Consider the following 20,841-nt stretch of genomic DNA (forward strand, 5'->3'; position numbering starts at 1 on the left):
CAAAGAATGAACTCAGTGACTGCCTATGCCCTGCGCCTGGGCGACAACGGTCTGGTGCTCTCCCAGCGTCTCGGCGCCTGGTGCGGCCACGCGCCTGAACTGGAAATTGACCTCGCGCTCGCCAATATCGGCCTCGACCTGCTGGGGCAGGCGCGCAATTTTCTGACCTATGCCGCGGAATTAGAAGGCCCGGGCGATGAAGACACGCTGGCGTTTGGCCGCGACGAGCGCCAGTTCCGCAACGTCCTGCTGGTGGAGCAGCCGAACGGCAGCTTCGCCGACACGATTGCACGCCAGTACCTGATGGATGCCTGGAACGTGGCGCTGTACGAACGCCTGACACAGAGCAGCGACGGCCAGCTTGCTGCCATCGCCGCCAAAGCGATCAAAGAGGCGCGCTACCACCTGCGCTTCAGCCGCGGCTGGCTGGTGCGGCTGGGCGACGGGACCGAAACCTCCGCGCAAAAAATGCAGCAGGCCATCGACAGCCTGTGGCGTTTTACGGCGGAGCTGTTTGACGCCGATGAGGTCGAGCTTGAGCTGATTGACGCTGGCGTGGCGGTGGATCCGCGAACCCTGCGCCAGCCGTGGGAAAGCGAAGTGTTTGCTGGTCTGAAAGAAGCCTGTCTGCAGGTTCCCGCAGAGGTGGCGTACCGCACCGGGGGCAAGAAGGGGCTTCATACCGAACATCTGGGTCCGATGCTGGCGGAAATGCAGTATCTCCAGCGCGCGTATCCCGGTCAGCAGTGGTAAAGGAGAACGCTATGCAACGCCTCGTCGACATCGCGCCTGCGCAAATTCCGCAGATCTGGTCGCTGTTAAGCCAGATCCCCGATCCGGAAGTGCCGGTGTTAACCATCACCGATTTAGGCATGGTGCGCAGCGTGAAGGCGCAGGGGGAAGGCTGGGTGATTGGCTTCACGCCAACCTACTCGGGCTGCCCGGCAACGGAACACCTGCTGGGGGCGATCCGCGAGGCGATGACCGCGCACGGCTTCACCCCCGTGCACATCGTGCTCCAGCTTGAACCTGCCTGGACCACCGACTGGATGACCGCCGACGCGCGCGAGCGCCTGCGGGCGTACGGCATCAGCCCACCGGTGGGGCATAGCTGCCACGCGCACGCCCCGGCAGAGGTGAGCTGCCCGCGCTGCGCCAGCACCGACACCTCCCTTATCAGTGAATTTGGCTCGACGGCCTGCAAAGCGCTCTACCGCTGCAATACCTGCCGCGAACCCTTCGACTATTTCAAATGTATTTGAGGCTGCCATGACAACGTTTCATTCATTAACAGTGGCAAAAGTGGAACCCGAAACCCGCGACGCGGTAACCATCACCTTCGCGGTGCCGCAGGCGTTGCAGGAGGCCTACCGCTTCCGCCCCGGCCAGCACCTGACCCTGAAAACGACGCTGGGCGAAGACGAGCTGCGCCGCTGCTACTCCATCTGCCGCAGCACCGCGCCGGGTGAGATCAGCGTGGCGGTCAAAGCCATCGACGGTGGGCGCTTTTCCCGCTATGCCCGGGATGAGATCAAAGCGGGCATGGCGCTGGAGGTGATGGTTCCTCAAGGGCAGTTTGGCTACCAGCCGCAGGCTGAACGCGAAGGCCACTACCTGGCAATTGCCGCAGGCTCCGGGATCACCCCGATGCTGGCGATTATCTCCGCCACGCTTTCAACCGAACCCAACAGCCATTTCAGCTTGATCTACGGCAACCGCAGCAGCCAGAGCATGATGTTCCGCCAGGCGCTGGCGGACCTGAAGGACAAATACCCGCAGCGGCTGCAGCTGGTCTCCATCTTCAGCCAGGAGCGGCTGGACAGCGACCTGCTCTATGGCCGCATCGACGGGGAAAAGCTGCAGGCGCTGGCGAAAACCCTGATCAACTTCCGCCAGTATGACGAGGCCTTTATCTGCGGCCCGTCGGCGATGATGGACGACGCCGAAGCGACGCTGAAGGCGCTGGGGATGCCGGAAAAATCCATTCACCTTGAGCGCTTTAACACCTCCGGAATCTCCGTTAAGCGCGCGGTGCACGTGCAGGCGGAGGGTCAAAAAGTGACCGTGCGCCAGGACGGGCGCGACCGTGAAATCACCCTGACGGCGGACGACGAAAGCATTCTTGATGCTGCCCTGCGTCAGGGAGCGGATCTGCCGTATGCCTGCAAGGGCGGCGTGTGCGCCACCTGCAAATGCAAAGTGCTGCGCGGCAAGGTGGACATGGCAACCAACTACAGCCTGGAGCCGGACGAGCTGGCCGCCGGGTACGTACTGAGCTGTCAGTCGCTGCCGTTAACCGCCGACGTGATTGTCGACTTTGACGCGAAGGGGATGGCATGAGCGAACTGATTGTTACCCGTCATGGCCGCGTGCTGCAGCTGACTCTGAACCGTCCGGAGGCGCGCAATGCCCTTAACAATGCGCTGCTGGCGCAGCTTGCGGAACAGCTTGAGGCTGCCGCCGTGGATGCCGACATCGCCGTCTGCGTGATTTACGGCAGCGAGCGCTGCTTTGCCGCCGGGGCCGATCTCAACGAAATGGCGGAGAAGGACCTGCCCGCCACCCTGAACGATATCCGCCCGCAGCTATGGGCGCGCATTAACGCGTTTAACAAACCGCTGATTGCTGCCGTGAACGGCTTCGCGCTGGGCGCAGGCTGCGAGCTGGCGCTGCTGTGCGACGTGATCATTGCTGGCGATAACGCCCGTTTCGGCCTGCCGGAAATCACGCTGGGCATCATGCCCGGCGCGGGCGGCACCCAGCGTCTTATCCGCAGCGTCGGTAAATCCCTGGCCAGCAAAATGGTGCTGACCGGCGAGAGCATTACCGCAGAGCAGGCGCTGGGCACCGGGCTGGTGAGCGATATCTTCCCGGCGTCTCTGACACTGGAGTACGCCCTGAAGCAGGCGGCGCTGATGGCGCGACACTCTCCGCTGGCGCTGCAGGCGGCGAAGCAGGCGCTGCGGCAGTCGCAGGAGGTGCCGCTACAGGCCGGTCTGGCCCAGGAGCGCCAGCTGTTTACGCTGCTTTCCGCCACCGAAGACCGCCGGGAAGGTATCGACGCCTTCTTACAAAAACGCACCCCCGACTTTAAAGGACGCTAATTGTGGAATTTATTCTCAGTCACGTAGAACAGGGCGTAATGACCATTACGCTGAACCGTCCGGAGCGTCTGAACAGCTTTAACGACGTGATGCACCAGCAGCTTGCCGAGTGCCTGAAGCAGGCCGAGCGCGATGACGCCATCCGCTGCCTGCTGATCACCGGGGCAGGACGCGGGTTCTGCGCCGGTCAGGATCTGAACGACCGTAACGTCGACCCCAACGGCCCGGCGCCGGATCTGGGAATGTCTGTCGAAACCTTCTACAACCCGCTGGTGCGCCGCCTGGCAAAGCTGCCGAAGCCGGTCATCTGCGCGGTTAACGGGGTGGCGGCTGGCGCGGGAGCTACGCTGGCGCTCGGCTGCGACACGGTGATTGCCGCCCGGTCGGCCAACTTCGTGATGGCCTTCAGCAAGCTCGGCCTGGTGCCGGACTGCGGCGGCACGTGGCTGCTGCCGCGCGTGGCCGGACGCGCCCGCGCCATGGGGCTGGCGCTGCTCGGGGACAAACTCAGCGCCGAGCAGGCGCAGGCGTGGGGGATGATCTGGCAGGTGGTGGACGACGACCAGCTCTCCGCCACGGCGCAGCAGATGGCGCTGCACTTTGCCTCGCAGCCGACCTTCGGCCTGGGCCTGATCAAGCAGGCGATCAATGCTGCGGAAACCAACACCCTCGACGCGCAGCTTGACCTGGAGCGCGACTATCAGCGTCTGGCCGGTCGCAGCGACGACTACCGCGAGGGCGTCAGCGCTTTCCTCGCGAAGCGCGAGCCTAACTTTACGGGGAAATAAGATGCTCAACATACGGACTGTCGCCGTGATTGGCAGCGGCACGATGGGCGCGGGGATTGCAGAAGTGGCGGCCAGCCACGGGCATCAGGTGCTGCTCTACGATATTTCCAGCGATGCGATATCCCGCGCTATCGAGGGGATCCGCCAGCGTCTGGCCTCCCGGGTGACGCGCGGAAAACTCTCCGCCGATGCCGGGAGCCAGATCCTCGCCCGGCTGCTTCCCGTCACGGATATCGACGCGCTCTCCGCGGCCGAACTGGTGATTGAAGCGGCCTCGGAACGGCTGGAGGTTAAAAAGGCGCTGTTTTCGCAGCTGGCGGAAATCTGCCCGCCGCAGACGGTGCTGACAAGCAATACCTCTTCGATCTCCGTCACGGCGATTGCTGCGGATATCCACCATCCGGAGCGCGTCGCCGGGCTGCACTTCTTCAACCCGGCGCCGGTCATGAAGCTGGTGGAGGTGGTCAGCGGGCTGGCGACCTCCCCGGAAGTGGCCGACGCGCTGTGCGAGCTGGCGCTGAACTGGGGCAAGCAGCCCGTGCGCTGCCAGTCAACGCCGGGGTTCATCGTCAACCGCGTCGCGCGTCCGTTCTATTCCGAGGCCTGGCGCGCGCTGGAAGAGCAGGTGGCCGCGCCGGAGGTGATTGACGCCGCCCTGCGCGAAGGCGGCGGCTTCCCGATGGGCCCGCTGGAGCTGACCGACATGATTGGTCAGGACGTGAACTTCGCGGTGACCTGCTCGGTATTTAACGCCTTCTGGCAGGAGCGTCGTTTTCTGCCCTCGCTGGTGCAGCAGGAGCTGGTGCTGGCAGGCAGACTGGGCAAAAAAAGCGGGAAGGGCGTTTATGACTGGCAGGGCGACAGGCCCGGGGTGCGCTGGGCTGATACCGTAAACGACAGCTACAGCCCGATGCGCGTGGAAAGAAGACGTGACAGTGTCACAGAAATTGATGATATGTACCTGATCGAAACGCAGGGCGAAACCGCGCAGGCCCTGGCGCTGCGGCTTAACGGCCCGGTGGTGATGGTGGACCGCATCGAGCGCGACGTCGCGATCATCGCCGCAGCCGCCAGCAACCCGCATACCGCGACGCAAAAGGCCATCCGCTACCTGCAGCAGCAGGGACTTCGGGTGGTGCAGATTGCTGATTATCCCGGCCTGCTGGTCTGGCGCACGGTGGCGATGATTGCCAACGAAGCGCTGGATGCTCTGCAAAAAGGGGTCGCCAGTGAGAAGGACATCGATACCGCCATGCGCCTGGGCGTCAACTACCCGAGCGGGCCGATCGCCTGGGGAGAGCGTCTGGGCTGGCAGCGCCTGCTGACGCTGCTGGAGAACCTGCAGCGCCATTACGGCGAAGAACGCTATCGCCCCTGTTCCCTGCTGCGCCAGCGCGCGCTTCTGGAGAGTAGCTATGAGTCATAACGCCTGGCACAACGCCCGCGCCATGTATGAACGGGACGCCTGCGCGCAGGCGATGGGGATGGACATTGTCGATATGGACGACGGCTACGCGGTGGTGTCCATGACCATCACCCCGCAGATGCTAAACGGCCACCAAACCTGCCACGGCGGACAGCTGTTTTCGCTGGCAGACACCGCCTTTGCCTACGCCTGCAACAGTCAGGGGCTGGCGGCGGTGGCCTCCGGCTGCTCAATTGATTTTCTGCGTCCGGGCTTTGCCGGGGACACGCTCACCGCCACTGCGCGGGTGAAGCATCAGGGCAGGCTGACCGGCGTGTACGACATTGAAATTCAGAACCAGCAACAGAAAACCGTCGCCCTTTTTCGCGGAAAATCTCACCGCATCGGCGGCAATGTGACAGGAGAGGCCTGATGCGTGACGCATTTATTTGTGATGGCGTTCGAACCCCGGTTGGGCGCTACGGCGGGGCGCTTTCCGCCGTTCGGACTGACGATCTCGGCGCCGTGCCGCTGCGCGCGCTGCTGGCCCGCTATCCGCAGCTCGATCTGGAGCGGATTGACGACGTGATCTTCGGCTGCGCGAACCAGGCGGGTGAAGATAACCGCAACGTGGCGCGTATGTCGTCGCTGCTGGCCGGGCTGCCGCAGACGGTGTCCGGAACCACCATTAACCGCCTGTGCGGGTCGGGGCTGGACGCGATTGGTTTTGCCGCACGCGCCATTAAGGCGGGCGACGGCGACCTGCTGATTGCGGGCGGCGTGGAGTCCATGTCCCGCGCGCCGTTTGTGATGGGCAAAGCCACCGCCGCGTTCCAGCGACAGGCGGAGATCTTTGATACCACCATCGGCTGGCGATTTGTGAATCCGCTCATGCATCAGCAATTCGGAACTGACAGCATGCCGGAAACGGCAGAGAATGTAGCGGAATTGTTAAATATCAGCCGTGCCGATCAGGACGCGTTCGCGCTGCGCAGCCAGCAGCGTACCGCGCAGGCGCAGCAGAACGGCATTCTGGCGCAGGAGATTGTGTCGGTGCAGGTGCCGGGGAAAAAAGGGGCGGTCAACGAGTTCAGCGAGGATGAACATCCCCGCGCGGACACCACGCTTGAGCAGCTTGCCGGGCTAAAAACGCCGTTCCGCAGGAACGGGGTGGTCACGGCGGGAAATGCCTCCGGCGTCAACGACGGCGCAGCGGCGCTGATCGTCGCCAGCGAGCAGATGGCGCTGGCGCAGGGGCTGGTCCCGCGCACGCGGATCGTGGCGATGGCGACGGCAGGCGTGGAGCCACGTCTGATGGGGCTCGGTCCGGTCCCGGCCACGCGCAAGGTGCTGGAGCGCGCCGGACTCAGCATTAACGAGATGGACGTGATCGAGCTTAACGAAGCTTTCGCCGCGCAGGCGCTGGGCGTGCTGCGTCAGCTGGGATTGCCGGATGATGCCGCGCACGTCAACCCGAACGGTGGCGCGATAGCGATTGGTCACCCGCTGGGGATGAGCGGCGCCAGACTGGCGCTGGCCGCGAGTAACGAACTGCACCGACGCGGCGGGCGCTACGCGCTGTGTACGATGTGCATCGGTGTGGGTCAGGGCATTGCCATGATCCTTGAGCGTGTTTGAGCATAAAAACAATGTGAGTACCCTACAATGACAAATACAACAAAGCTTGATCCGATTGAAACGGCCTCCCTTGACGAACTGCAGGCGCTGCAGACCGCGCGTCTGAAATGGACGCTGCACCACGCCTATAACAACGTGCCGATGTACAAACGCAAGTTTGACGCCGCGGGCGTTCACCCTGACGATTTCAACGAGCTGGCGGATATCCGTAAGTTCCCGTGCACCACCAAGCAGGACCTGCGGGATAACTACCCGTTTGATACCTTTGCCGTGCCGATGGAGCAGGTGGTGCGCATTCACGCGTCATCCGGCACCACCGGCAAACCGACCGTTGTCGGCTACACGCAGGGTGACATCGACAACTGGGCCAACCTGGTGGCCCGCTCCCTGCGCGCGGCGGGCGGCAGCGCAAAGGACAAAATTCACGTGGCCTATGGCTATGGCCTGTTTACCGGCGGGCTGGGCGCGCACTACGGCGCCGAGCGTTTGGGGGCGACGGTGATCCCGATGTCCGGCGGCCAGACAGAGAAACAGGCGCAGCTGATCCGTGATTTCCAGCCGGACATGATCATGGTGACGCCGTCCTACTGCCTCAACCTGATTGAGGAGCTGGAGCGCCAGATGGGCGGCGACGCCAGCACCTGCTCACTGCGCGTTGGCGTTTTCGGCGCGGAGCCGTGGACGCAGGCCATGCGTCGTGAAATCGAAAAACGCTTAGGCATTACGGCGCTGGATATTTATGGCCTCTCCGAGGTGATGGGGCCGGGCGTGGCGATGGAGTGTATCGAAACCGCCGACGGCCCAACCATCTGGGAAGATCATTTCTACCCGGAGATCGTCAACCCGAACGACGGCACGCCGCTGGATGACGGCCAGCAGGGCGAACTGCTGTTCACCACGCTGACCAAAGAGGCGCTGCCGGTGATCCGCTACCGTACCCGCGACCTGACGCGCCTGCTACCGGCAACCGCGCGCAGCATGCGCCGTATGGACCGGATCGGCGGACGCAGCGACGATATGCTGATCATCCGCGGCGTCAACGTTTTCCCGTCGCAGCTGGAAGAGGAGATCGTGAAGTTCGAACACCTTTCTCCGCACTATCAGCTGGAGGTGAATCGTCGTGGGCATCTTGATTCACTTTCCGTGAAGGTGGAGCTGAAAGAGAGCAGCTTAACGCTGACGCACGAGCAGCGTTGCCAGGTGTGCCACCAGCTGCGCCACCGCATAAAGTCGATGGTCGGGATTTCCACCGACGTGATGATTGTGAACTGCGGCAGCATCCCGCGCTCGGAGGGGAAAGCCTGCCGGGTGTTTGATCTGCGTAAAGCGGCGGCGAACGGTTAAAACACCTGACCCTCTCCCCTTTAGGGAGAGGGCCAGGGTGAGGGGCTTATGCTATGATTCATCCAGGCCAAAAATAACAACAGAATGAATCACATGAATAAACTCGACGCCTTTATCCAGCACGCGGTCAGCTCGGTTCCCGTCAGCGGAACGTCGCTTATCTCCTCGTTATACGGTGACGCGCTTTCCCACCGCGGCGGCGAGATTTGGCTCGGCAGCCTGGCCGCTTTACTGGAAGGCATGGGATTTGGCGAGCGCTTCGTGCGCACCGCGCTGTTTCGCCTCAACAAAGAGGGCTGGCTGGACGTCTCCCGCATCGGGCGACGCAGCTTTTACCGCCTGAGCGATAAGGGGCTGCGGCTGACGCGTCGCGCGGAGAATAAGATTTATCGCGCAGAGCTGCCCGCCTGGGACGGCAAATGGCTGCTGCTGCTTTCCGAAGGGCTGGATAAAACTACGCTCGCGGATGTGAAAAAACAGCTCATCTGGCAAGGATTTGGCACGCTGGCACCGAGCCTGATGGCCTCGCCGTCCCAGCATCTGGCGGACGTGCAGTCCCTGCTTCATGATGCCGGCGTGGCGGAAAACGTGATCTTCTTCGAAGCCCACTCGCCGCTGGCGCTCTCCCGCGCCGCGCTGCGTTCGCGGGTGGAAGAGTGCTGGCAGTTAACCGAGCAAAACGCGATGTACGAGTCGTTTATCAACTCGTTCCGCCCGCTGCTGCCTCTGCTGAAGGAGGCCGCGCCGGAGGAGCTGACGCCGGAGCGCTGCTTCCAGATCCAGCTGCTGCTGATTCACTTTTATCGCCGCGTGGTGCTGAAAGACCCACTGTTGCCGGAGGAGTTACTGCCCGCGCACTGGGCGGGGCAAAGCGCCCGACAGCTCTGCATTAATATCTATCAGCGTGTCGCGCCGGGGGCGCTGGCGTTTGTCAGCGAGAAGGGCGAAACCTCCGTGGGTGAACTGCCCGTGCCCGGCACGCTCTACTATCAACGCTTTGGTGGTCTTACAAGCGCATAAGGAGTGAAGATGCCAGTTTATCAAATTGACGGTCTGACGCCGGTGGTACCTGACGAAAGCTATGTTCACCCAACGGCGGTGCTGATTGGCGACGTAATTCTGGGTAAAGGTGTTTATGTTGGCCCTAATGCCAGCCTGCGCGGTGATTTTGGCCGTATCGTGGTGAAAGATGGCGCGAACATTCAGGATAATTGCGTGATGCACGGTTTCCCGGAGCAGGACACGGTGGTGGAGGAAGAGGGGCATATCGGCCACAGCGCCATCCTGCACGGCTGCATCATCCGCCGCAACGCGCTGGTGGGTATGAACGCGGTGGTGATGGATGGGGCAGTGATTGGTGAAAACAGCATCGTCGGCGCGGCGGCGTTCGTGAAGGCGAAAGCGGAGATGCCTGCCAACCACTTGATTATTGGCAGCCCGGCGAAAGCGATTCGCGAGCTGAGCGAGCAGGAGATGGCGTGGAAGCGGCAGGGCACGCGGGAGTATCAGGTGCTGGTGGAGCGCTGCAAGCTAACTATGCACCAGGTTGAGCCGCTGCGCGAGCCTGAGCCTGACCGGAAACGGCTGGCGTTTGACGAGAACTTAAGGCCGAAGTCGGCGATGTAGCGGTAAGGCCGTCTTTTTTCGCCATATCCATCAGTAGCGCGATGCCAATATAGTTGCTCCAGTTAAAGATATTTTGCAGCACCACCACCGCATTGCCTTTCTCTTTGTCATAGCCGATGAAGCTGGAGTAGCCGCCGATATAGCCGACCTGATAGGTGATTTTTTCCAGACCGATAAAGTCGGTGGTCCAGGCAATGCCCTGCACCCCGTCGGGGCGTTGAATATCGGTATTTCTGACTTCGTCAAAGACGCTGTCCAGCAAGGGATTGTGGGTCGTAGAGACGTGATAGCGGGCATAGGCCGCCAGATCTTCGGCGTTACTGTACAGGCTTGCTGCCGCCACCATGTTGTTGGAAAAATGCCAGTCTGGCGTCAGCTGCCCGCGCGGGATGAATTTTGGCTGATCGCCCGCGTGGCCGAGCGCCCGCTGGGGGTATCCTTTGAGCTTCTGGGGCGTAAAGCTGCTGTTAACCATGTGCAGCGGACGGAAAATATAGCGTGACGCTAAACTCTGAATATCTTCGCCGGTTTTGTGCTTCAGGATATAGCCAATCAGGGCGTAGCCGGTATTCGAGTATTGCGGCGTTTTATCTCTCGGCGCGCGCCAGTTCGCCAGATAACGCAGCACGTTATCGCTGTCCAGTTCACCGTAGAAATTATCACCCGTGCCTAAGTAGCGGATGAATTTTCCAAGCATCGGAACATCCATATTCTGGCGCGGAAGGCCGGAGGTGTGGGTTACCAGCTCCAGCAGGGTGATTTTTTGTGCATCCTTACTTAGCGGCGTTCCCGGCGGTAGCAATGTCGCCAGGCTGTCGTTCCAGTTCAGTTGCCCCTCACTCACCAGACAGGCCACCACTTCCGCCGTGATCCCCTTGCTGAGCGAGCCGAGCGCAAACAGGGTATCGGGCCTGACCGGGTAGCGGTTGACCGCATCGGTAACGCCCCAGGTGTAAAACTGAGGCGAGCCGTGATTATGGATTACCGCGACCGTCATTCCTGGAACGGACTTTTGCGCCATGTAGTGGCGCACCACGCTGTCAACGTCGCCATCCAGCGATTCATGGGTGAGGAGTTCCTGGGTACCTTCCGGGGAGGACATTTGCGAGAGCGTGCCACAACCGCTGAGTAATGGGATAGCAAACAGAAGCCAGCGAATTTTTTTTGTGATGTTCTGCATACCTGATAGCGAGTGTGGTGGTCATTGGCGCGGCGGGAATGTATCACACTTAGCCTGTTTGAATGTAAACTTTCTGTACGGAGGCCGCCGCGTGGGTGGTCATAGCAGCTTTTCGGCCTGCTTTGAGGATTTCAGCATGACACGCTTTCATCAGCTTACCGCCACCCGCCTGGATGGCAGTCTTATCTCAATGGCCGACTATGCGGGGAAGGTGGTTTTGGTCGTCAATACCGCCAGCCAGTGCGGCTTTACGCCTCAGTATGCGGGTCTCGAAGCGCTATACAAGAAATACGCCGAACAAGGGTTAGTGGTGCTGGGCTTCCCCTGCAACCAGTTCGGTAAGCAGGAACCCGGCGACGCCGATGAAATCTCAAAGACCTGTTACATTAACTACGGCGTCAGTTTTCCCATGTTCGGGAAAGTTGAGGTCAATGGCGCTGAAGCACATCCGATGTTTCGTTATCTGAAAAGCGAATTGCCTGGCGTGCTGGGTGGGCGGATCAAGTGGAACTTTACCAAGTTCCTGGTCGGACGCGACGGAAAGCCGCTCAAGCGTTTTGCACCGATGACGACGCCAGAGAAAATGGAGGGGGCAATTGTTGCGGCACTGGGAAGGTGAGTGTTTTTGTCGCCAGAGCCATCCATTTGCCGGGTATAGCCGAAATTCATTATGTCCGCTCTGTGCCAGGAGCGGACGTTGGTACAGGTAGCCCAGTAGACGCCGCGATGGATGGGTTTACTGGAGCAGCATCGCCAGTAGCACCAGGCACAGCAGTATTACATAGATTCGTGCGTGCCATATGTCAGGTAAAGCAGGTATAACCCGACGGCTAAAAACTATTCCAGCCCAGCCTGTCAGTACCAACAGGCCTAAAATTTTCAGGCTGATAAAACCGAGAAATCCGCTCACCGGAATATTTTGCCAACCAATGACCGCATACGTCACGGCACCACACAGCGCGACAGGCAGAGAAAGCGGGTTAGAAGCGCTAATACATTCACCCATCGCATAGCCGTGTCGCCGTAATAATGGCACTGTCATCACGCTGCCACCCACGCCCAGCAATGCGGCTATCATGCCGATGATCACTCCGCCGCCCGTTACCACAGAAAGTGACAAGCGACGCGGGGAACTGCAGCTAAAAAAACCTTTGCGCAACAAACAATCGCCAATGGTTACCAGCATATAAAGAATGAACAGTGCGCGAACAATATTCTCGCTGAAGACTCCCGCCAGACAGGAACCCACAACAGCCCCGATGGCGATAAACCATAATAATGGGAACAATGTCTGCGCTGAAAGTTTGCCGGCGCGCCAGTTTCGGTAGCTGACCCAGCCCGCGTTAAATATCATCACCGCCGTTGAGGTAGCAACCGCGATATGCATGGCGTTTCCTGCCAGCTCAGACTGCCGCAGCATCAGTTGATAAACAAATGGCACCACGACAAAACCGCCCCCAAAACCAAAGAGCACCGTGGTGATACCGGTAGTAAAGCCTGCCAGTGCAATAATTGCGATATCGTTCAAGAGATTATCCCCGACCAGAAAATGAGCGAGCAGCTTATACCGGTAGCATCCTGCTTCCCATTTGCGCAGCGCTCAATTACCTTTGTAAATCGTTCAGACGGAGACCGGTGTGCGCAACGTAAAAATTGAAGATGTCGATAAGCTCGATCGTGAAGTGGTGGCGTTAGGCAATGACTATGCGCAGGGTTTTATACTGCCACAACACCAACATCGCCGCGCGCAGCTGCTTTATGGCGCAACGGGTCTCATGTACGTCTCAACCTGTAACGGAGAGTGGGTTGTTCCCCCACAACATGCAGTATGGATCCCACCCGAAACCCCTCACGCTGTCCGGTTTGTAGGTGTGACCACGCGTAGCTTATATATTGAACCAACATGCGTGACGGGATCGATTAAGTATCGACACTGTAAGGTGATCAGCGTATCGCCATTGTTACGTCAGTTGTTGCTTGATGCCGTGGATTTGCCGCTGATGTATGACAGCGCACGCGACCGTGCGCTGGTAAATCTGCTGTTACTGGAACTGGCGGAAATGCCGGTTCGCGAATTCGATATTCCGCTGCCACAACATCCGGCTCTGTTGGCTCTTTGTCAGGCGTTTTTACTCAACCCCTCAATCCATGATCCTGCTGAGCGCTGGGCCAGTACGCTGTTTATGAGCGCCAGTACCTTTCGTCGACTTTTCTTACGGCAAACCGGCATGTCATTTTCTGCATGGCGACAGCGAGCCTGTGTCGTCAGTGCGCTGACGTTGCTGATAACAGGTAAACCGGTGAATGAAGTGGCACTCACTCTCGGATACGACAATGCATCATCTTTCGCCACGATGTTCCGCCGTGTCACGGGACAGCCGCCTTCGTATTATCGGCTTGATTTCAAAAGCTTCACAGGGCACCGTTCATAACGTCAGTTATGTGACCACAGCGGACGTTCTGAGCTATGTTAGCGTTAATCAGATTATCTTGTGCTGAGTGCAAGTTTAGCCGCAAAGCACAAAAACAATCCTCCTGTTGCTCTGTCCATTCCCCTGACAACACTGCTTTTCTTCAGTATGGCTGATGCAAACTGCGTGGATAAAATGAGCGTGACTGACCACATTGTCCCTATTGCGACATGAATGCTGACAAGTATAAAAGTCCATACAAAGGGGGAATGTCCGGCAGGTATGAATTGAGGTAAAAAAGAGACATAGAAAATACCCATTTTAGGATTGAGTACATTTCCCAGCATTCCTTTTATAAACCAGTTCCCCGCTGAAGGATTAACGCCATCGCCGTGATTGAAAGATGAACGTGGCCGCCTCAGCAGTTGCAAACCCAGCCAGCAAAGGTAAGCTGCCCCACACATTTTCAGTATGGTATAAGCGAGTTCTGACACCGCCAGCAGCGCTCCCAGTCCCAGCGCAACGAGTGCGCCCCAGATAAAACAGCCAGCATCAATTCCAAGAGCTGCCTGAAAAGCCTTCTTTCCACCTTCAGCACATGCCGTTCGTAGAATGAGTGCCGTATCCAGGCCCGGAGTGAGGGTGAGGAGTAGTGCCGCGAGAGAGAAGGCAAGGAGAGAATCAGTAACAGACATTTTCTTTATCCGAAAGAGTGGATGTTACCCCCTTACTTTGCGCCAATCAATTAGACAAAGGCAGTTATGTGAATAAATTGTAAATTGCTTTAATGAGAAAAGCCCTGCTGGCATACCGGGCTACAACTCAGGACGCTTTCTCATGCACTGTCATGATGAATACCAATGGGTCCTTCTCCCGGTTTTCATAGAAATGAGGAACGTCCGTTCTGGCCGTTGCCGAACTGCCAGTTTTTACACGATACACGTGATCCTGTACGCCGAGTGTAAGCGTGCCCGACTGAACATAAAACAGTTCTAGCGTTCCTTCCGCGTGGCCGGGTGACGCAAACTTTTCCCCGGGCTGCATTTCCCACATCCAGAGCTCGGTCATATCAGGGCCACCCGATCCTGCGAGTAATCTTGCTCTCCCGCCTGTTTCACCTTGCCACAATTCTGGGATCTCATCTTCAGCAATGAGATGCACGGTCGGTTTGGCACTGACATCCACAAAATCAGCCACCGAAACCCCCATCGCGGCAGCCAGGCGACATAACAGGGCAATGCTGGGATTCGCCCGGCATCCCTCTATCTCAACCAACGCTCCCTTACTTACACCCGCCTGACGCGAGAGTTCATCAAGGGAGATTTTCTTTTGCTTACGATACAGTTTAATTCGCTGCGATACGGCTTCATTCACGGAGCTGGCGATCGAATTTGCATCGGTCATTAAATTGACTTTTTTGGTCATTGGTCATTATCATGGAATAAATTGGTCATTACAGGATTATCACGTGTTAACAGTATCTCCGTCAATTTCTCCTGAAATTTATCGTATTGCTCCCGGTTTTCGGGCGCTCAGTATCTGCGTAAAAGCTGCGCCAGTGCTTAATCCCGGCACTGGAGAAACGGCGCTGCGAGAAGCCTGTGAGGCGGTTCTGGCCGGTGAGCCTGCCTGGGCGGAATCTCATCTGGCGGCATGGGCCGACGTTTTTCAAAAATTTGGGGCTAAACCTAAACGCACCCCTTGCTCAGCGGATGCGTTACGCAAGCGCGTCTTACGTGACGGAACGATGCCAGCGCTCGATCCTGTCGTTGATCTTTATAATGCCGTCAGTCTCCGCTATGCCGTTCCGGTTGGTGGAGAGGATCTCTCTGCCTATCAGGGGGCGCCGCGTCTGACTGTGGCAAAAGGAACAGAACCTTTTGATACGGTCAAAGAGGGAGAGACCACCGTTGAGTATCCTTCACAAGGCGAGGTTATCTGGTGTGATGATATCGGCGTGACCTGCCGTCGCTGGAACTGGCGACAGGGGATCAGAACCCGCTTAGGCGTGGAAGCGCAGCAAATGTGGTTCATTCTGGAGAGTCTCCCGCAGATGCCGCTGGAGATGCTTCACGAAGCCGGAAAAATGCTGACCGAGGGCCTGGAAAAAATGATGCCCGGTCTGTGGTTTGACGTTGCTCTCATCGAAGAACCACAGCAGTAATATCCTTCAGGAGAAACATGTATGTTTACCGGCTTGTCGGCATTTCCATTAACCCCAGTCACCGCCAGCGGCGTGGATGAAAAGGGTTTCAGCCATATCCTTTCCCGTCTTACAGACGCTCGGGTTGATTCAATGGGCATCCTGGGGTCAACCGGAAGCTACGCCTATCTCACCCGGGAGCAGCGCAAGCGCGTAGCAACACTGGCCAAACATCATGCAGGGAACATCCCCGTGATGGTGTGTGTGGGAGCGGTCAGTACCGATGCCATTCTGCATCTGGCAGATGATGCACAGGCCGCTGGTGCGAATGCGCTGTTACTCCCGGCGGTCAGCTACCAGCCACTCCGTGACGAAGAAGTCTTCTCACTCTTTGAGACCGTTACCCGGCACGTGTCTGTACCGGTGTGTATCTATGATAATCCGGGCACGACGCATTTTACCTTTACGGATGAACTCCACGGTCGTCTCTCATCACTTGAGGGTGTCCGCTCGGTCAAGATCCCTGGCGTCCCGAATAGCCCCGCTGCAGCAACTGAGCGGGTGAAGGCGTTACGTCAACATCTGCATCCTGGCGTAACAATCGGTATCAGTGGCGACGCTTATGCGGGACTGGGATTAAACGCCGGTTGTGAAGTGTGGTATTCCGTGTGTGGCGGTCTGTTCCCTGAGATGGCGAAACAAATCACTGAAGCCGCGGCGGCAAACGATCGTCAACGCGTTACAGCCCTGACAACCCGCCTTGAGCCATTGTGGTCGCTGTTCCGTAAACATGGCGGAAGTATTCGCGTTATTGCCGCTGCGTCTGGCGTGCTTGGGCTTACCGACATGGATTGCCTGCCTCGCCCTCTGCAACCGTTGTCAGCTGGCGACATCGCGGATATTGCCCATGTGATAAGCACGCTGGAGCTGAAGTGATCTCCGCAGGACTGGGTGTCTACCGGTCCTTACCGCAAAATTTTATTATTGAAGTGACTCTTCTTCGCCTGATAGCTTATCTGCATCAGGAGAATAATGCTGGCAAACGCACGCCAGTTTATGCCCGTCAGGATCGCGCAGATAGGCAACATAAAAGTCGGGGCCGTAGGCGGTCCGTGTTCCGGGCACGCCTTCATTTTTCCCTCCCGCACGGAGTCCCGCTGCATGGAAGCGTCTGACTATGTCCGCATTATTTGCTCTGAAGGCGAACATTGTCCCGTTTCCCGCCGTCGCGGGTTGCTGGTCAAAAGGAGGACAAATGCAGAAGCTAAATTCGTCATCCGGATGATTTTCGTTTCCCCACATTGCCCAGCTATCAGTCCAGGCGGGCAGACGCGTATAGCCCAGCACGTTAAAAATAGCGTCATAAAAGTTCACGGCGCGCTGAAAGTCATTTGTCCCAATCGTGATATAAGCCAGCACTTTAAACATCCTCTTTTCTGTTAGTCTGAACAGAGATTATCGCAAAGTAGCTATCTTCATCACCACCCAGGCCAGGATCATCGGCATGCCTCAGCTGGACGCCTCGGCGATAAAAAATGTTGGCTGACGTCATCGTGTGCCGATAATACAAAAACTGTATGATTACACCTTCCAAAAAGGGAATGTATGTCTTTACCGCCACTGTATGCGCTGCGCGCGTTCGAAGTTGCCGCACGGCTGAACTCCTTCAGCAAAGCGGCTGAAGTCCTGAATATCACGCCGGGGGCGGTCAGCAGGCATGTCCGCACGCTTGAGATGTGGTTCGACTGCGAGCTGTTTAAACGGCAGGGACCGAGAGTGGAAGTCAGCGACGCCGGGCGTATTCTGGCCGGGCAGCTTAGCGAAAGTTTCTCGAATATTGAGTGGGCCTGTCGCGCATTCAAAAGTGAAAACCACCTTCTGCGCCTCAAGGCCCCGAGCACACTGACGATGCGATGGCTCCTGAACGTTCTCAAAACCTTTCGCGAGAACCATGCGAAGCCGAAAATCGAAATTGCCAGCGTCTGGATGGACTTCGACACGGTTGACTTCAGCCGCGAGCCCTACGATTGTGCGATCCTCCTCGGTAACGGCTATTTCGGCGAATCAACGGAGAGCAGGCTGCTGTTCAGCGAATGGCTTATTCCGGTTTGTACGCCGTCTTTGCTGGAGCCTGCCCGGCATCAGCTTCCAGAATGCGATCTTATTCATCCGTCTCCGGACCGACGGGACTGGAAGCGCTGGCTGAAAAGGACGGGCTTATTCCCCGGCCTCGACATGAGCGGCGGGATCGTGTTCGACACCCTGGAGCAGGGAAGCCTTGCGGCCATGCACGGACACGGCGTGGCGATGGCCGATCTCCGGCTCACGCTCGACGCGCTGAAAAGCGGCCTGCTCGCGCTGCCCTTCCGGGAGGCGATAGCAACAGGGGACGGATACTATCTTGTCTGGCCGAAAAATTCGCTCAGAGGACAGAGTATTGAACGGTTGCTGGCCTGGCTTAACCTCAATTCGCCGGTCGTTCCTTCGCTGGATATCGTCTGTCTTGAGTATAATGAAAAGCGGCTGTCTTAAATCAAACAGGATATTCCTTACGGACTATCCTGTTTAATAAGTTTACGCGTAGGGTATATTCGCCATCTTCTTATATCTTTCCGGCAGTGCGCTATTCAGGTTAAGTAATTTATCCAGAATATAAAGCGCTGGCGTCCCCTTTGCGCGCTCTTCGTCGATCAGCGAAGAACGTAGCACATTGGCAGCCGAGGTCATTCTACGAAAATACTCTTCTGATTCCGGCGTCTGTACTTCACCGGACTCCGCGTAACGCACCCGTGGCCAGTCCGCGAAGTCAGGCTGGGGGAAGAGTCCGTCGTCTTTTGTAATATGAGCTGAGAGTAGCTCCTCGGCATTGCCAGGAGCGTTCTGGGCAAATGAGAGCAGGTGCAGTCGATGTATAAATGGCGAAAGCGCTTCTGAACGATGACTTTCTGAGGAAAGTAAGGTGATTAGCGCAGGTATTTTTTCATCAGCGGTGCTTTTTTCTGGTGAGAGGGTTTTCAATAAATGGAATAAAACATCGAGTGTCATAGGTGCTCCATATCCGCACATTATTATTTATTGTTTTTACGTCGCTATCTGTTTTTGACAGCGGTATACCAGGGGTAAATGGATGGTATTTCAGTGCGGTTATGTTTCAAAAACGATAAATAGTTGGCATTAATGTGAGTTTTACTCAATGTGGCGCTCTGGGCTCCAACATTGCAGATCCTCTCACGGCAGCGTTTTGTTTCACAAATGCCTTAGCTTATCGGCTTTTCAGGATGGTATAACGTCGTACAGCAATCGGCTTGCCGTTAATCGCCACATTCTCAAAGGCTTATATGAAACAAATTACTTTTAGTGACCTGCAGCAGCAAAGCGAGCAGGCCGCACATTCTCCTCGCTTACGCGCACACCGTAATTTACACCCTGACCTGAGTGACCCGGTGCAGCGCCTGGCCATTGCAATGGAACCCGGTACCTATGTCCGCCCCCATCGCCATCCGCACACGTTTGAACTGCTGACGGCGCTGAGCGGCCGCTTTCTGGTGCTGAATTTTGACGACAGCGGAAACGTGACCCGGCGCGTGGTGTTAGGCGAACAGTGTAAAGTCCTGGAGATGGATGCCGGAACCTGGCATGCCGTGCTGTCGCTGGATAAAGGCGGCGTCATTTTTGAGGTAAAACACGGGGCGTATCAGCCCGTGCCTGAGCACGATACCGCCCCGTGGTCGCCTGCTGAGAACGCGCCAGGTACTGTAGAGCTGATGAAATGGTACGCCCAGGCACAGGTGGGTGATGGGCGTTTTACCCTGTAATTTTCTTGTAGTGTTCCCGGCGCGCAGAAAAGCGCGCCAGCACCGTATGGTTTACTGGATGTCGCCCAGTCGTTGCAGAAATTCCTCAACCTGCTCAGGTGTCGCCGTGTCTGCCTGGTAAAGGATTTCGAGCTTAACGTTCTTCAACCCGCAGAAGCCAAATACCCCTTCGATTATCTGCGTCTGAATCGCCGTCGAATAGCCGTGTTTATCAAATCCGGTAAGATCGCTGCCGCCGGTGGCAATCAGGCGGACGGGGACATCCCGTAAGTTACCGACAATTCGCCCGTCTTCAGCGACCTTATACGCCCAGTTCAGGGTTAATACGCGATCGAACCAGCCTTTCAAAAGCGCGGGAACCGACCACCAGTACACCGGGAAGACGAATACCAGCATATCCGCGCGCTCGACGCGCTTTTGCTCGCGCAGAATATCGTCGGGAAGGGCGCTCGGAACGCCGTGATACAAATCGAGATCGGCGCGGGTCATCGCCGGATTAAACCCTTCGGCATGAAGATCGGCGATCTCAACCTGCGTACCTTGCTCACGTAATTTACCGGCAATGCGGGCGGCCAGCGTATGGGATAACGACGTGTCGACAGGGTGAGCCGTCACGATCAGCGCGTTATGAATAGCATGTTTTGCAGACATAGCGACCTCGAAGTGGGTGAGAATTGGCACCTATATTACTATTGGTAACTTAGTTGTCAATCCGCACCCAACGATCATTTTGTGCTATTCACGTAAGTCTCCAGCACGCCGGACATCGCGCCGCTGAGCATATCTTCTGCCACATTCCGGGCGAGCACGCCGTTGCCCGCCGAGGTGCTGAGCGCCTCCGCCGCGCCAATAATGGCCGTCAGTACCGCTTCCCCCTGAACGCCTTTTAAGACGATAAACGGGGAAAGCGCGGTACGCAGGCAGTCGGCACATTCGGCCACGCATGCTTCCCGAAACGTCTGCAGCGCGCGAGAGCCGGACAGCGCCGCGGCGATTGGCCCGGTTTCAGGTCCGGCGGCAATGGCGCAGTCGATATAGGCGGCGCTGAAAAAGCGGATCGTCTTCTCCAGCGTTTTGCTGTCTACCTCCAGCGTCTCGCGGAATTTCGCCAGCTGCCGATCGCTATAGTCCTGATACAGCGCCATCAGCAGCCCCTCACGATCGCCAAAGTGATCGTAGGGAATAGGCTTCGTCACGTTGGCCCGCTCCGCCAGGTAGCCGAGGGTCAGCGCCTCCGTACCTTGCTGACGAACGATTCCGCGCGCCACTTCCAGCAGCTGCACGCGGCGATCCTCTTTTCTTAAGCGCTTAACAACCATGCTTTCCTCGGTTTTGTTATCTACTCTTGGTAGTTTACACGTTTTGGGCAGGCTGCTGCACCCGTTGT

25 protein-coding genes are annotated in these 20,841 nt (G+C 57.8%); 17 read left to right on the forward strand and 8 right to left on the reverse strand.

Annotated features, from left to right (window positions below; all coding sequences use genetic code 11):
- Positions 1–6 precede the first annotated feature (6 nt).
- The 11 genes from paaC (at position 7) to paaY (ending at position 9,905) form a co-directional block, all read left to right on the forward strand.
- Positions 7–753, forward strand: a complete 747-nt coding sequence (gene paaC, locus IM291_RS03250) for a 1,2-phenylacetyl-CoA epoxidase subunit PaaC (RefSeq protein ID WP_192971018.1) — start codon at positions 7–9, stop codon at positions 751–753.
- 11 nt (positions 754–764) lie between these two features.
- Positions 765–1,262: a 1,2-phenylacetyl-CoA epoxidase subunit PaaD gene (gene paaD, locus IM291_RS03255; RefSeq protein WP_028013029.1), complete on the forward strand. Its 498-nt coding sequence runs from the start codon at positions 765–767 to the stop codon at positions 1,260–1,262.
- A gap of 7 nt (positions 1,263–1,269) precedes the next feature.
- Positions 1,270–2,340, forward strand: a complete 1,071-nt coding sequence (paaE, locus tag IM291_RS03260) for a 1,2-phenylacetyl-CoA epoxidase subunit PaaE (protein ID WP_192986120.1) — start codon at positions 1,270–1,272, stop codon at positions 2,338–2,340.
- Positions 2,337–3,104, forward strand: coding sequence for a 2,3-dehydroadipyl-CoA hydratase PaaF (gene paaF, locus IM291_RS03265; protein WP_192971020.1), 768 nt, complete (start codon positions 2,337–2,339; stop codon positions 3,102–3,104). Before paaE ends, paaF begins: the two co-directional genes overlap by 4 nt.
- Positions 3,104–3,892 carry a 2-(1,2-epoxy-1,2-dihydrophenyl)acetyl-CoA isomerase PaaG gene (gene paaG, locus IM291_RS03270; RefSeq protein ID WP_192986158.1) on the forward strand — a complete coding sequence of 263 codons (789 nt, stop codon included), beginning with the start codon at positions 3,104–3,106 and terminating at the stop codon, positions 3,890–3,892. The genes paaF and paaG overlap by 1 nt, the downstream gene beginning before the upstream one ends.
- A 1-nt stretch (position 3,893) precedes the next feature.
- Positions 3,894–5,318 (forward strand): 3-hydroxyacyl-CoA dehydrogenase PaaH, encoded by a 1,425-nt coding sequence (paaH, locus tag IM291_RS03275; protein WP_192986122.1) that lies wholly within the window; start codon positions 3,894–3,896, stop codon positions 5,316–5,318.
- Positions 5,308–5,730 carry a hydroxyphenylacetyl-CoA thioesterase PaaI gene (gene paaI / locus IM291_RS03280; protein ID WP_028013034.1) on the forward strand — a complete coding sequence of 141 codons (423 nt, stop codon included), beginning with the start codon at positions 5,308–5,310 and terminating at the stop codon, positions 5,728–5,730. Before paaH ends, paaI begins: the two co-directional genes overlap by 11 nt.
- Positions 5,730–6,935, forward strand: a complete 1,206-nt coding sequence (gene pcaF, locus IM291_RS03285; RefSeq protein ID WP_047368479.1) for a 3-oxoadipyl-CoA thiolase — start codon at positions 5,730–5,732, stop codon at positions 6,933–6,935. The genes paaI and pcaF overlap by 1 nt, the downstream gene beginning before the upstream one ends.
- A gap of 27 nt (positions 6,936–6,962) precedes the next feature.
- Positions 6,963–8,279, forward strand: coding sequence for a phenylacetate--CoA ligase PaaK (gene paaK, locus IM291_RS03290; RefSeq protein WP_063942526.1), 1,317 nt, complete (start codon positions 6,963–6,965; stop codon positions 8,277–8,279).
- 84 nt (positions 8,280–8,363) lie between these two features.
- Positions 8,364–9,299, forward strand: coding sequence for a phenylacetic acid degradation operon negative regulatory protein PaaX (paaX, locus tag IM291_RS03295; RefSeq protein ID WP_021241337.1), 936 nt, complete (start codon positions 8,364–8,366; stop codon positions 9,297–9,299).
- A gap of 9 nt (positions 9,300–9,308) precedes the next feature.
- The gene (gene paaY, locus IM291_RS03300; protein WP_192986124.1) at positions 9,309–9,905 is read left to right on the forward strand and encodes a phenylacetic acid degradation protein PaaY; all 597 of its coding nucleotides are present in this window, start codon (positions 9,309–9,311) and stop codon (positions 9,903–9,905) included.
- On the opposite strand, the gene IM291_RS03305 is transcribed toward paaY, so the two are convergent.
- Complete coding sequence (locus tag IM291_RS03305) at positions 9,814–11,085, reverse strand: serine hydrolase (RefSeq protein ID WP_192986126.1); 1,272 nt, start codon at positions 11,083–11,085, stop codon at positions 9,814–9,816. The genes paaY and IM291_RS03305 overlap by 92 nt on opposite strands.
- Before the next feature lie 136 nt (positions 11,086–11,221).
- On the opposite strand from IM291_RS03305, the gene IM291_RS03310 reads away from it, so the two are divergent.
- The gene (locus IM291_RS03310) at positions 11,222–11,704 is read left to right on the forward strand and encodes a glutathione peroxidase (RefSeq protein WP_028013039.1); all 483 of its coding nucleotides are present in this window, start codon (positions 11,222–11,224) and stop codon (positions 11,702–11,704) included.
- A 117-nt stretch (positions 11,705–11,821) separates the two neighbouring features.
- Here the strand turns inward: IM291_RS03310 and IM291_RS03315 are convergent, their stop codons facing one another.
- Positions 11,822–12,613 (reverse strand): sulfite exporter TauE/SafE family protein, encoded by a 792-nt coding sequence (locus IM291_RS03315; protein WP_032674705.1) that lies wholly within the window; start codon positions 12,611–12,613, stop codon positions 11,822–11,824.
- 109 nt (positions 12,614–12,722) lie between these two features.
- On the opposite strand from IM291_RS03315, the gene IM291_RS03320 reads away from it, so the two are divergent.
- Positions 12,723–13,517 (forward strand): helix-turn-helix domain-containing protein, encoded by a 795-nt coding sequence (locus IM291_RS03320; protein WP_028013041.1) that lies wholly within the window; start codon positions 12,723–12,725, stop codon positions 13,515–13,517.
- Positions 13,518–13,570: 53 nt separating this feature from the next.
- On the opposite strand, the gene IM291_RS03325 is transcribed toward IM291_RS03320, so the two are convergent.
- Positions 13,571–14,191, reverse strand: a complete 621-nt coding sequence (locus IM291_RS03325) for a LysE family translocator (protein WP_192986128.1) — start codon at positions 14,189–14,191, stop codon at positions 13,571–13,573.
- Between the two features lie 127 nt (positions 14,192–14,318).
- Positions 14,319–14,921 (reverse strand): XRE family transcriptional regulator, encoded by a 603-nt coding sequence (locus tag IM291_RS03330; protein WP_192986130.1) that lies wholly within the window; start codon positions 14,919–14,921, stop codon positions 14,319–14,321.
- 43 nt (positions 14,922–14,964) lie between these two features.
- On the opposite strand from IM291_RS03330, the gene IM291_RS03335 reads away from it, so the two are divergent.
- Both IM291_RS03335 and IM291_RS03340 read left to right on the forward strand, forming a co-directional pair.
- Positions 14,965–15,660: a B3/4 domain-containing protein gene (locus IM291_RS03335; RefSeq protein WP_192986132.1), complete on the forward strand. Its 696-nt coding sequence runs from the start codon at positions 14,965–14,967 to the stop codon at positions 15,658–15,660.
- Between the two features lie 21 nt (positions 15,661–15,681).
- A complete protein-coding gene (locus IM291_RS03340; protein ID WP_192986133.1) occupies positions 15,682–16,575 on the forward strand; it encodes a dihydrodipicolinate synthase family protein in 894 nt (297 codons plus the stop codon).
- A gap of 45 nt (positions 16,576–16,620) precedes the next feature.
- Here the strand turns inward: IM291_RS03340 and IM291_RS03345 are convergent, their stop codons facing one another.
- Positions 16,621–17,058 carry a VOC family protein gene (locus IM291_RS03345; protein ID WP_192986160.1) on the reverse strand — a complete coding sequence of 146 codons (438 nt, stop codon included), beginning with the start codon at positions 17,056–17,058 and terminating at the stop codon, positions 16,621–16,623.
- A 186-nt stretch (positions 17,059–17,244) separates the two neighbouring features.
- On the opposite strand from IM291_RS03345, the gene IM291_RS03350 reads away from it, so the two are divergent.
- The gene (locus IM291_RS03350) at positions 17,245–18,171 is read left to right on the forward strand and encodes a LysR substrate-binding domain-containing protein (protein ID WP_192971027.1); all 927 of its coding nucleotides are present in this window, start codon (positions 17,245–17,247) and stop codon (positions 18,169–18,171) included.
- 42 nt (positions 18,172–18,213) lie between these two features.
- Here IM291_RS03350 and IM291_RS03355 read toward each other — a convergent pair whose 3' ends face one another.
- Positions 18,214–18,684 carry a hypothetical protein gene (locus IM291_RS03355; protein ID WP_192986135.1) on the reverse strand — a complete coding sequence of 157 codons (471 nt, stop codon included), beginning with the start codon at positions 18,682–18,684 and terminating at the stop codon, positions 18,214–18,216.
- Between the two features lie 293 nt (positions 18,685–18,977).
- Between IM291_RS03355 and IM291_RS03360 the strand changes: the two genes are divergently transcribed.
- Positions 18,978–19,454, forward strand: a complete 477-nt coding sequence (locus IM291_RS03360) for a WbuC family cupin fold metalloprotein (protein ID WP_192986137.1) — start codon at positions 18,978–18,980, stop codon at positions 19,452–19,454.
- A gap of 51 nt (positions 19,455–19,505) precedes the next feature.
- On the opposite strand, the gene IM291_RS03365 is transcribed toward IM291_RS03360, so the two are convergent.
- Positions 19,506–20,105 carry an NAD(P)H-dependent oxidoreductase gene (locus IM291_RS03365; RefSeq protein ID WP_192986139.1) on the reverse strand — a complete coding sequence of 200 codons (600 nt, stop codon included), beginning with the start codon at positions 20,103–20,105 and terminating at the stop codon, positions 19,506–19,508.
- A 74-nt stretch (positions 20,106–20,179) separates the two neighbouring features.
- Positions 20,180–20,773, reverse strand: a complete 594-nt coding sequence (locus IM291_RS03370) for a TetR/AcrR family transcriptional regulator (RefSeq protein WP_192986141.1) — start codon at positions 20,771–20,773, stop codon at positions 20,180–20,182.
- Between the last annotated feature and the right edge of the window lie 68 nt (positions 20,774–20,841).

This window comes from Enterobacter cloacae complex sp. P27C (assembly GCF_014895705.1).
GTDB classification, from domain to species: domain Bacteria; phylum Pseudomonadota; class Gammaproteobacteria; order Enterobacterales; family Enterobacteriaceae; genus Enterobacter; species Enterobacter bugandensis.